This window comes from Gemmatimonas sp. (genome assembly GCF_021298855.1).
GTDB lineage: Bacteria > Gemmatimonadota > Gemmatimonadetes > Gemmatimonadales > Gemmatimonadaceae > Gemmatimonas.
In genome coordinates this window covers 1-10,086 of sequence record NZ_JAJTHI010000044.1, presented here as the reverse complement: position 1 = coordinate 10,086, position 10,086 = coordinate 1, and the positions used below count along the sequence as shown (strand labels likewise).

The following is a 10,086-nucleotide window of genomic DNA, read 5'->3' as shown; positions in this document are numbered from 1 at the left end:
GACGCGTTGGCGGGGACGCGTTGGCGGGGACGCGTTGGCGGGGACGCGTTGGCGGGGACGCGTTGGCGGGGACGCGTTGGCGGGGACGCGTTGGCACCGACGCGGAGGAACGCGGGTACCTACGCGGGCACCTGCGCGGGGCAGTCGCCCGTGGTTGCTGCGTGGGGGCAACGCGTTACGGCGCGCGTCGTCGCCCGCGCTGCTCCGCGTCGGTGCCAACGCGTTCCTGCCAACGCGTTCCTGCCAACGCGTTCCTGCCAACGCGTTCCTGCCAACGCGTCGGTGCCAACGCGTCGGTGCCAACGCGTCGGTGCCAACGCGTCGGTGCCAACGCGTCGTCCGTTGGTCCGGACCGGCCGCTCCCGCGTCGACAGGCAACAATTCCCCCCAGTCCGGTGTTCTTGGGGCATGCCACTGTTTGTCGCCATTGTGCCCGTGCTGCGGGTGTCCGATGTGGAGCGCAGCATCGCCTGGTATACGGCGAACCTCGGGTTCGTGCCGGAGCCGTCGCCGAGTGCGCCGCCGTTCGAGTCGTGCATCCTGCGTCGCGATGCCACCGAACTCGTGCTGCGCCGCGCCGTGGCACCGCTTGCCAAAGCGCGGGACTCCTACGAGTGGGACGTGTACATCCGGCTGTCGGGCAATGAACTCACCAGCCTGCTCGATCACGCGCGCCGGCGCACGCCGCTGGTGCGCGGTCCCGAGGTCATGCCCAACGGCACCGTGGAGTTCGACTTGGAAGACCCCGACGGCTACCGTGTGTGTGTGGCCGAGGCGCTCAGTGATACCCGCGGATTCCCGCGCGCGGTGCGCTGACGCAGGAACGACCGCAGCAGCGGGGCCTGCGCACGGTCAGGCGCCGGCGAGCAGGTCGATCGTGGCCGCCGTGAGATAGCGCAGCCCCACCTCGAGGGCGCGTTCGTCCACGTCGAATCGGGGATGGTGGTGCGGGTGCACGATGCCCGCCTCCGCGTTGCCGGCGCCCACGAAGGCAAAGACGCCGGGCGCCCGTTGCTGATAGGCGGAGAAGTCCTCGCCGCCCATGGTGGGGCGCAGGTCGACCAGCGTGTCCGCCCCGAACGTGCGCGCCACCACCTGCTGCAGTCGCTCGGCCAGGGCGCGGTCGTTCACGACGGGGCGATAGCCGCGCTCGTAGTGGAAGGCGACCGTGGCCCCGAACGCTTCGGCAATGCCGCGAATGACCCGCTCCATGGTGGCCGGCACGCTGACGCGCAGCGTGGGCTCGAAGGTGCGAACGGTGCCGGCGAGGTAGGCGCTGTTGGGGATCACGTTGAACGCGCTGCCGGCGATGAACTGCGTGACCGACAGCACCACGGGGTCGAGCGGGTCCACGGTGCGGGTGACGACCTGCTGCAGCGCCGTGACCACCTGGGCGCCAATGGCGATGGGATCGACACACTCGTGCGGAATGGCCGCATGCCCGCCCTTGCCGGTGATGGTGCAGTGGAAGTTGTCGGGGGCCGCCATGGCCGGGCCGGCCAGAATGCCAATGCGCCCCACGGGCATGGGGGCCCAGAGGTGCAGGCCGATGACCTGATGCACCCCGTCCATCACGCCCGACTGCACCAGCGATTCGGCGCCGCCGGGGGACAGCTCTTCGGCGTGCTGAAAGATGAAGCGTACCGTGCCGGGCAGCTGCGCCGCGTGCTGCGCGAGCACCGTGGCCAGCCCCAGCACGATGGCGGTGTGGCCGTCGTGGCCGCAGGCGTGCATGGCGCCGTCGCGGGTGCTGCGATACGCGTGCGTGTTCTCCTCGTGAATGGGGAGGGCATCGATATCGGCGCGCACGGCGATGGTGGGCCCCGGCCGCGCGCCGCGCAGCTCGGCCACGACGCTCGTGGGGGTGGGACGGCTGATGACGAGCCCCGGCACCTGGGCGAGCGTGTCGGCTATGAAGCGACTCGTATCGACCTCGTGGAAGGCCACTTCCGGGTGCTGGTGGAGGTGGCGGCGCCAGCGCACCACCTGCGGGGCCATATCGGCGGCGGCGTCGAGCCACGGGGCCGCGGTGCGAAGATCGGGGAGTTCCTGCAGACTGGTCATGCCGAACCCGGAAAAGTCGGGGATCGAGGGCACGGGTGTAACCGGACCCGTGCTGATCGCGTACGTTGCAGTATGCCTTGGATTCAACCTCCCGCGCCACCCGCACCCCCGGAGGCGCCCGCTGCGGCGCAGCCGGTCGCCATCGATGTCGGTACCACCGACGCCATTCCCGTGGCGCAGCCGCGCACCGCCGCCGACGTGGAGGCGCTGCGCGCCAAGCGTTCGGAGCTGTCGCGGCAGATCGAAAGCGCGGTCAGCCGGCGCAAGGGGGTGGAGCGCGACCTGCTCAAGGCCAACGAAACGACCCGGCCGGGGCTGGAGGCGCGGCTCAAGGTGCTCGACGCGCGCATCGTGCAGATCGAGCAGGAGATCGCCGCCAACGGGCGGGCGTTGGCGGCGGCGCCGCTGGCGCTGGCGGCGGCCGAGGCCGCGGAGGCGCCGGTGCGCTACGGGCCGTTCTCCTCCGATCAGCTGACGGGCATTTCCATTGTGGGCACGCTCACGGTGCTCATGCCGCTGGCCATTGCGGCCGCGCGCGCCATGCTCATTCGCGCCCGTCAGCCCAAGCTCACGCCGGAGATTCTCGAGGCCACGCGCCGCATGGAGCGCATGGAGCAGGCCATCGACGCGGTGGCCGTGGAGGTGGAGCGCATCAGCGAGGGGCAGCGGTTCGTGACGCAGCTGATGGCGGCGAAGGAGAAGGACGGCGCGCGGCTGTCGTCGGGCGGCGGGACACACTGACGACCGGAAACCTCGACGACGCACTGCCAACTCCCCGCCGTCTGCGGGGAGTTCGTCGTGCGCAGTGCGCGTCGTCAGTCGTCAGTACGTCCTACGCCGGCAGATCATCCGCGGTGCGATCGCCGAGGAGCCGCGGCGTGCCCAGCCATGGCGCGGCGGCGGGGCGTACCGCGGTGCCGCGCAGGCGCTCGTAGTTCAGGCGGAAGAGCGCGACGAGTGCGGGAAGGTCGTGCTCGCTGCGCACCCGGAAGCTGATCCACCCGGAGTGGGGGAGGGTGCGGTGGGCGCTGGCGCGCCCGGCCGCCACGAGATCGCGGCGCAGGCGGACGCTCACGAGCAGGTCGGCGACGCCGCCAAGGTGCAGGTGTCCGATCTCGCGGGTGCCAAGTCGGAACTCGATGCCCCCGAACCGGTGCGGGAGCGTTTCCACGCCATCCCACTGGCGCAGAATGCTGGTGAGCTGCGCGCTGAAATCGGTGGCGCCCATGCGTGGACCCCGGAGCAAGATGTGGACCGACATGTCCTTCTCTTGTCCTTGAGCATGCGGCTGCCCAGCGGCAGCGGCAAGCAATTGGCATCCGGCGGTGTGTAACGACTCGACGATGGCGTTCGACCACGGACCAACGGCGGGTGGTGACTTTCATCTGAAAGCTTCGTACACTATTCTTTCAATCATGCGTACTGCAGCAGGACCGGCGGCTGCCCCCGACGCGGGGCTCGTGGTGGCCAAGGCGCTCATGTCGGCGGCCGCCCGATTGGGGCTGAGCAACCGGCAGGTCGCGAGCATCATCGGTACCAGCGAGGCCTCGGTCTCGCGGCTGCAGCGCGGGCGCTCCATCGATCCGCGCAGCAAGGAAGGGGAGCTCGCCCTGCTGCTGGTGCGGCTCTTTCGCTCGCTCGACAGCCTCGTGGGTGGCGATGAGCCGCAGGCGCGCGCGTGGCTGCACGCCATGAACGATCACGTGGGCGGCATCCCGGCCGAGCGCATTACCACTGTCGAGGGGTTCGTCGATGTCGTCCAGTATCTGGATGCAATGCGCGGGCGCCTCTAGGCGGCAGTTGCTGCAGGCGGTGCCGTGGCGCGTGGTGGAGTCGCAGCATCGGGTCTCGACGCGCAAGCTGGTGGATTCGGCGGCTGAACAGGAACTGCTGGAGGCGCTCGTGGATGGGGTGAAGCCGCCCTCCGTCGGCGGGCCGCGGCTGCACTACCTGCTCTCTACCCCCTTTCGCTATCCGCCGCTGCGGCATGGGTCGCGCTTCGGCACGCGCACGGAGCGTGGCCTCTGGTACGGTGCCCTGCTGCCACGCACGGCGTTCGCGGAGGTGGCGTACTACCGTCTGTTGTTTCTGGCCGGGTCGCACGCGGCGCTTCACGTGGTCATGACGGAGCTGTCGGCATTCACGGTGCGCATGCAGAGCCGCGCCGGGGTGCATCTGGATGCGGGCCCCTTTCGCGCGCACCGGGCGGCGATTTCTTCGCCCGTATCGTACGCGGCGTCACAGGCGCTGGGGCGCGACATGCGCGACGCCGGGGTGGAGCTGTTCCTCTATGCCTCGGCGCGTGATGCCGAGGCCGGGCTCAACGTGGGCGCGTTCACGCCGGCGGTGTTTCGGGCGGCGAAACCGCAGCACTTTCAGCGGTGGCACTGCACGGCAACTCCCGCCGCGGTCGAGTTCGTGCGGCGCGATCTCTCGGGAGAGCGGGAGCGCTACGAGTTTCCGCGGGCGCAGTTCCTGGTGGCGGGGGCGTTGCCGGTTCCGGGCGTGTAGCGGGCGCCCCCCTATCGTCGCCGCCGAGCGGCGCGCATGCTTGAGGCATCCGCTGCACCATCCCACCCCTGCCTCTTGCGCCGTTCCCCGACCATGCCTGTGTCCGGTGCCGGTGCCGCGCTGAAACGGCGGCCATCATTCGTCCCGAAGATTGCGCTGGTGCAGAGCCTCTGGCTGGCCGGTACCCTGCTCGTGGTCGCGCCGGTGGCGCCGGCGCAGTCGGTCATGGCGCAAGCCGCGCCTCCCGCGCCGGAGCGCGTCTCCGCGCCTGACGGGTGGGTGGGCACGTGGCGTGGGGTGCTCACAGCCTACGGCGCGGTGGACAGCGTGAAGATCACCGTGCCGGTCACGCTCACCATTACGCCGCTTGCGGAAGCCGGGGCCTTTCGTTGGCGGCACGTGTATGCCAACGACAGTACGCGCAACGTGAAGGACTATGTGTTGCGCACCCTGAACGCCGCGGCGGGACGCTATGCCACCGATGAAAACAACGGCATCGTGCTGGACGAGCAGTTCATCGGGGGGATGCTGGTGAGCGTCTTTCAGGTGGGCGAGCAGGTCATCGAGAACCGCACCGAGGTGCGGGGGGACACGCTCGTGCAGGATCTCATCGCGTGGCGACGCGCGCCGGTTCGGGAAACACGGGGCGCGGGACCCAACGGCGAGCAGGGGGTCCCCGTCACGTCGTTTCGCGTGACGAGCCGGCAGCGGTCGGTGCTGGTGCGCGTCGCACGCTGAACAGCCGCACCGGAAAACGACATCGGGGGCGCCGCACCGCGGTCGCCCCCGAATCGTTTCACCGAACTACTGCGGTCTGCCCTCTGTCTCGTTCCTGCCGTCTCCCGTCTGCTGTTCGGCACGGAGCATCAGGCATGCACCACGGTCAGACCGGGAACAGCATCTCGCGGTAGCGCGGCAGCGGCCACTGGTCGTCGGCAATCGACAGCTCCAGCGCGTCGCTCGCCTCGCGCACTTCCGCCATCGTGTCGCACGCGGTCGTGGTGAGATACACGCCCTGCGCGGCGAGATCGTCGTGCAGGTGCTCCGCCTTGGCCGTCACCTTGGCCAGCTCGGCCCGCTTGGTCTGCAGCGTGGTGACCAGCTTGGAGGTGGCGTTGGCCGCGTTGATGATGGGCTGCATGTTGATCCCCGCCGACGCGCCCTGACCGGCCGCGCCCGCGAGCTGCCCGAGGTAGGCGTACGCCGCCGGCAGCACCTGCGTATCCACGATCTGCTGCAGCGTGTGCAGCTCGATGAGGATGTCCTTCACGTAGCGCTCGAGACGCACGTGGTAGCGGCTCTCGAGTTCGACCTGCGTGAGGATGCCGGTGTTGTCGAAGAGCGCCTTGGCGCCGTCGCTCAGCAGCTGGGCGAGCGCTTCGGGGGTGCGACGCAGGTTGAGGAGCCCGCGACGGTTGGCTTCCACCACCCACTCGTCGGAGTAGTTGTTGCCTTCGAAGCGCACGGCGGCCGTTTCCTTGAACGCCTTGCGCACCACGGTGAACGCGGCGTCGTCGGTGCTCTTGGCGGTCTTGATTTCCTTCTTGAGCTCTTCGATGAGTTCGCCAATGGCCTCGGCCACCGCGGCCTGCAGCAGCATGACCGGGAAGGCGATGCTCTGCGACGCGCCCACGGCGCGGAACTCGAACTTCGCGCCGGTGAACGCGAACGGCGACGTGCGGTTGCGGTCGGTGTTGTCCTGCTCCACCTCGGGCAGCTTGGCCACGCCCAGCTTGAGCATGGCCTGCTCGGCGTTGGTGGGCGACGTCTTGCCGGCGGCGATGTCCTCGACGACCTGCGTGAGGCCGCTGCCGAGGAAGGCCGAGATGATGGCCGGCGGTGCTTCGTTGGCACCGAGGCGATGCTCGTTGCCGGTCACGGCGATGCCTGCGCGCAGCAGCCCGGCGTGCTTGTGCACCCCCTTGAGCACGGCGGCGAGGAAGAGCAGGAAGCGGATGTTCTGGTGCGGTGTCTTGCCCGGCTTGAGCAGGTTGGTGCCGTCGAGCTGGTTGTCGGCGGCGATGGCCATGGACCAGTTGCAGTGCTTGCCCGAGCCGTTGATGCCGGCGAACGGCTTCTCGTGCACGAGCGCCTGCAGGCCGTGCCGCAGCGCGACCTTGCGCAGAATGGCCATGACCAGGTGGTTGTGGTCCACCGCCACTTCGCTGTCCTCGAAGTAGGGCGCCATTTCGAACTGGCTGGGCGCGACTTCGTTGTGACGCGTGGTGATGGGCACGCCAAGCTTGTAGAGCTCCGTTTCCACTTCGCTGATGCACGCCTGCACACGCTCGGGGATGCCCCCGAAGTAGTGGTCTTCGAGCTGCTGGCCACGTGGCGGCGGCGCGCCCACGAGCGTGCGGCCGGCCATCACGAGGTCGGGGCGGAGCGCAAAATGGCCGCGGTCGATCATGAAGAACTCCTGCTCCACCCCAAGCGTGGTGACCACGCGCAGGACGCCGGTGTCGCCGATGAGCCCGAGCAGTTCCGTGGCGCGCGCGGAGAGCACGTCGCAGCTGCGGAGCAGCGGGGTCATTTCATCGAGCGCTTCGCCGTTGTAGCCGATGAACACCGACGGGATGCAGAGGTACTTCACGCCTCCCGTTTCGCTGATGAACACCGGCGACGCCGGGTTCCAGGCGGTGTAGCCGCGCGCTTCCCAGGTGGCGCGCAGGCCGCCCGACGGGAACGACGAGGCGTCGGGCTCCGACTGAATGAGCTGCTCCCCCGAGAAGGTCTCGATGGGGAGCCCGTTTTCGTCGAACGTGAGGAAGGCGTCGTGCTTTTCGGCCGTGAGCCCCGTTTGCGGCTGGAACCAGTGCGTGAAGTGCGTCACGCCGCGGGAGATGGCCCACTCCTTGATGACCTGCGCCACGACCGGGGCGATGTCGGAGTCGAGCTTTTTGCCGAGGCGAATGGAGGCGGCGAGCTTCTTGTACACGTCCTTCGGCATCTTCGCGCGCATCTGGCGCAGGCCGAAGGTGTTCATGCCGAACCAGGTGCTGGTGGGCAGCTGGACGCCGTTCTCCTCGGGGCGTGAGGTGTGGCGTGGGGCGCGGTGCGCGATCTCGCGCAGGGCGGCGATGCGCGCGTTGTGGTTGTTGGCCATGGCGGGGCGTGGTATCGGGACAGGTGACAGCGCGCAGGCTGTCACCGATTTCGTGCATGGATTGCAGAAATATCACCGCATCCTGCCCCATTTCCAATGGATGACGGCACAAATGCGACCAGATCCGTGCAGCTCGCGCACGACGCTCGTAACAGCACCAGAAAAAGGGCAATTTTCCCGAAACAAAACCGAATAGGAGCGGTTTTCGGTCTCCCGTCAGCTTGGTGGGCGTTGCAGCGGCTCCAGAAACGCGCCGATCTGCGCGTTGAGCTGCGGGTGGTACGCGGCGCGGTCGAAGCCCGGCGGGTCGTGGGCCGGCGCGAAGGCTGGGGAGGCCAGTGCCGGCGGGAAGGGCGTCTGAAAGCTGAAGTGGCCGGCTCCCGGCACCACCAGCTCCTGCAGCGGCGCATGCGGTGCCAGCGCCTCGCGGATGATGGCGGCATGGAAGGCGGGGGCCACCGTATCGGCCTCGCCACGCACCAGCAGCACCGGCACCGCTACCTGGTGCAGGCTGGCGGGGGGCATGAACCAGCCGGCGGCGGGGGCGAGCAGCACCAGGGCGCGCACACCGGGGGTCCGGGTCACGACCAGCCGCTCAGGCGCCTCGAGCGGTGTGTCGAAGCGGGTATTCACCGGCTCGCCGCCGGCGGCGGACAGGGCGGTGTAGGCGCCCACCGAGTGCCCCACTATGGCGCGCCGGTGCGGGTCGGCGTGCTCGCCGAGCTCGGCATCGAGCTGCAGCGCCTCGAAGGCATCGTGCACCTGCTGGGGGCGGACCCGGAGCCGCTCGATGGTGCCATCGAGCGACGTGTCGCTCCGGCTGTTGCCCACATGCTCGGGGAGCAGCACCACGAACCCGTGGCGCGCGAGGTGCGTGGCCGTGTCGCGGTGCGTGAGGGGGGAGCCGTTGTTGCCGTGGCTGATGAGCACGACCGGGTGCCGGCCCGCGCACACCGGTGCGTTGACTGCCACCTCCATGGTATACGGCCCGAAGGGCTGCGGCTGCGCCGGGGTGTCCGTCGGGTACAGGGCCATGAGCGGGAGCGCGCGTCCCGCGGACTGGGCCGTGAGGTGCCGGAGGCCGGCATGATGGGGTGTCATGGAAGGAATTCACCGGCCCGCGCCCCCTCCGTCAACGGCAGAGCACGGGCGGTCAAGCAGGCGACCCGTCACTGCCCCATACTCGGCACATGACACACACCACCTGGGCAGACCGGATCCTGCGGGTTCTGGATGTCATTCACACCAATCTGGACGGCGATCTCGACCCCGCCGCCCTGGCGGCAACCGCCGGGTTCTCGTTGCATCACTTCCATCGCGTGTTTCGCGGCATGGTTGGCGAGTCGGTCATGCAGTACATCAGGCGCCAGCGGCTCGAGCGCGCGGCGTTCCGCCTGCGGCATGCGGGCGGTGAGGTGTCGGCCACGGCCTTTGCGCACGGGTACGACAGCCACGAGGCGTTCACGCGGGCGTTCCGCGCCCACTTCGGCGTACCGCCCCGGGAGTATCGCGACCAGCAGCGTGCGGCGAGTGACGACGCCATCGTGTCGGCAGCGCGCCGCGTCGAGCCCGCGCGGCGGCTGCTCACCTGCCGCTTCACCGGCCCGTACGACGCGTGCGCACCGGCGTGGGAGCAGCTGATGCGTGTTGCCGTCGGTGTCCCAGGGGTGCGACTCGATCGTCCCACCCTGGGGCTCGTGTACGACGACCCCGAGATCACGGCGCCGGAACGCTGTCGCTACGATGCCGCCGTGGAGCTCGATGCGTCCACGGTGCTGCCCACCCTGCCGCCGGGGATGGTGGAGCGTACGATTGCGGGTGGCACCTACGCCGTACTGGTGCACGCGGGGGCCTACGACACCATCCTCGACAGCTATGTCGCGCTGCTCGGGCGGTGGCTGCCGCGTCAGGGGTGGGATCTGTCTGACGAACCGGTGGTCGAGCGGTACGTGGTACCGTTCGGGTCCGTCCCACCGGACGAGCTGCGCACCGAAGTATGCGTACGGCTGGCCTGAGCCCGGTGAGAAACAGATGAAAGCCATTGTCAGCATCCTCGCGATTGCCGTGATACTTGCCGCAGGGAGTGGCTGGTTCATGGATCCGGTTCAACGTGTCGCGATGACCGTCGAGCTCGATGGCTCACCGCTGGCGGTGTACGCACTCGTGTCAGACCCGCAGCAGCCATGGCGCACCGATCTGGCGCAAGTCCTCGTGCACGACAGCACGCGGTGGACGGAGCTCCCGGCACGTGGTGATCCGATCGAGTTTCGGCGTACCGACGCGGAGCCCGGGAAGCGCTTCGCCGTCGCGTTTTCGAGTCGGGGCTTCAGCGGCATGTGGAGCGGTGAATTCGCGCCTGCGGGAGGCGCACGGACACGACTCACGTTCACCGAGCAAGTCACCGT

General features: G+C 69.1%; 11 protein-coding genes. 7 read left to right on the top strand and 4 right to left on the bottom strand.

Features of this window, described 5'->3' with window-relative positions:
* Window positions 1–408: 408 nt before the first annotated feature.
* Window positions 409–816, top strand: coding sequence for a hypothetical protein (locus LW840_RS13425; protein WP_291268301.1), 408 nt, complete (start codon window positions 409–411; stop codon window positions 814–816).
* A 36-nt stretch (window positions 817–852) separates the two neighbouring features.
* Here the strand turns inward: LW840_RS13425 and LW840_RS13420 are convergent, their stop codons facing one another.
* Window positions 853–1,998 carry an amidohydrolase gene (locus tag LW840_RS13420; RefSeq protein ID WP_343213678.1) on the bottom strand — a complete coding sequence of 382 codons (1,146 nt, stop codon included), beginning with the start codon at window positions 1,996–1,998 and terminating at the stop codon, window positions 853–855.
* Between the two features lie 138 nt (window positions 1,999–2,136).
* On the opposite strand from LW840_RS13420, the gene LW840_RS13415 reads away from it, so the two are divergent.
* Window positions 2,137–2,805 (top strand): hypothetical protein, encoded by a 669-nt coding sequence (locus LW840_RS13415; protein ID WP_291262465.1) that lies wholly within the window; start codon window positions 2,137–2,139, stop codon window positions 2,803–2,805.
* Window positions 2,806–2,896: 91 nt separating this feature from the next.
* On the opposite strand, the gene LW840_RS13410 is transcribed toward LW840_RS13415, so the two are convergent.
* A complete protein-coding gene (locus LW840_RS13410; RefSeq protein ID WP_291268299.1) occupies window positions 2,897–3,292 on the bottom strand; it encodes a luciferase family protein in 396 nt (131 codons plus the stop codon).
* A 187-nt stretch (window positions 3,293–3,479) separates the two neighbouring features.
* On the opposite strand from LW840_RS13410, the gene LW840_RS13405 reads away from it, so the two are divergent.
* The 3 genes from LW840_RS13405 (at window position 3,480) to LW840_RS13395 (ending at window position 5,313) form a co-directional block, all read left to right on the top strand.
* Entirely contained in the window at window positions 3,480–3,857 is a 378-nt protein-coding gene (locus LW840_RS13405) for an antitoxin Xre/MbcA/ParS toxin-binding domain-containing protein (RefSeq protein WP_291277146.1), read from the top strand.
* On the top strand, window positions 3,817–4,575 hold the full coding sequence (locus LW840_RS13400) for an RES family NAD+ phosphorylase (RefSeq protein WP_291277145.1): 759 nt from the start codon (window positions 3,817–3,819) through the stop codon (window positions 4,573–4,575). The genes LW840_RS13405 and LW840_RS13400 overlap by 41 nt, the downstream gene beginning before the upstream one ends.
* 93 nt (window positions 4,576–4,668) lie before the next feature.
* A complete protein-coding gene (locus LW840_RS13395) occupies window positions 4,669–5,313 on the top strand; it encodes a hypothetical protein (protein ID WP_291277144.1) in 645 nt (214 codons plus the stop codon).
* Window positions 5,314–5,458: 145 nt separating this feature from the next.
* On the opposite strand, the gene LW840_RS13390 is transcribed toward LW840_RS13395, so the two are convergent.
* Window positions 5,459–7,681 (bottom strand): glutamine synthetase III, encoded by a 2,223-nt coding sequence (locus tag LW840_RS13390; protein WP_291262470.1) that lies wholly within the window; start codon window positions 7,679–7,681, stop codon window positions 5,459–5,461.
* Between the two features lie 216 nt (window positions 7,682–7,897).
* Window positions 7,898–8,782: an alpha/beta fold hydrolase gene (locus LW840_RS13385; protein WP_291269826.1), complete on the bottom strand. Its 885-nt coding sequence runs from the start codon at window positions 8,780–8,782 to the stop codon at window positions 7,898–7,900.
* An 89-nt stretch (window positions 8,783–8,871) separates the two neighbouring features.
* Here LW840_RS13385 and LW840_RS13380 point away from each other — a divergent pair, with 89 nt between their 5' ends.
* Both LW840_RS13380 and LW840_RS13375 read left to right on the top strand, forming a co-directional pair.
* Window positions 8,872–9,696 (top strand): AraC family transcriptional regulator, encoded by an 825-nt coding sequence (locus LW840_RS13380; RefSeq protein ID WP_291269825.1) that lies wholly within the window; start codon window positions 8,872–8,874, stop codon window positions 9,694–9,696.
* Window positions 9,697–9,799: 103 nt separating this feature from the next.
* Window positions 9,800–10,086, top strand: a 287-nt coding sequence (locus LW840_RS13375; RefSeq protein ID WP_291277143.1) for a hypothetical protein, incomplete at its 3' end; no start/stop codon positions are given.

What these genes read in the sequence shown, in the direction of transcription:
- LW840_RS13395 (WP_291277144.1), top strand. Translation starts at nt 4,669, where the DNA reads ATGCCTGTGTCCGGTGCCGGTGCCGCGCTGAAACGGCGGCCATCATTC.
- LW840_RS13400 (WP_291277145.1), top strand. Translation starts at nt 3,817, where the DNA reads ATGTCGTCCAGTATCTGGATGCAATGCGCGGGCGCCTCTAGGCGGCAG.
- LW840_RS13420 (WP_343213678.1), bottom strand. Translation starts at nt 1,998, where the DNA reads ATGGCCCCGCAGGTGGTGCGCTGGCGCCGCCACCTCCACCAGCACCCG.
- LW840_RS13380 (WP_291269825.1), top strand. Translation starts at nt 8,872, where the DNA reads ATGACACACACCACCTGGGCAGACCGGATCCTGCGGGTTCTGGATGTC.
- LW840_RS13415 (WP_291262465.1), top strand. Translation starts at nt 2,137, where the DNA reads ATGCCTTGGATTCAACCTCCCGCGCCACCCGCACCCCCGGAGGCGCCC.
- LW840_RS13390 (WP_291262470.1), bottom strand. Translation starts at nt 7,681, where the DNA reads ATGGCCAACAACCACAACGCGCGCATCGCCGCCCTGCGCGAGATCGCG.
- LW840_RS13425 (WP_291268301.1), top strand. Translation starts at nt 409, where the DNA reads ATGCCACTGTTTGTCGCCATTGTGCCCGTGCTGCGGGTGTCCGATGTG.
- LW840_RS13385 (WP_291269826.1), bottom strand. Translation starts at nt 8,782, where the DNA reads ATGACACCCCATCATGCCGGCCTCCGGCACCTCACGGCCCAGTCCGCG.
- LW840_RS13410 (WP_291268299.1), bottom strand. Translation starts at nt 3,292, where the DNA reads ATGGGCGCCACCGATTTCAGCGCGCAGCTCACCAGCATTCTGCGCCAG.
- LW840_RS13405 (WP_291277146.1), top strand. Translation starts at nt 3,480, where the DNA reads ATGCGTACTGCAGCAGGACCGGCGGCTGCCCCCGACGCGGGGCTCGTG.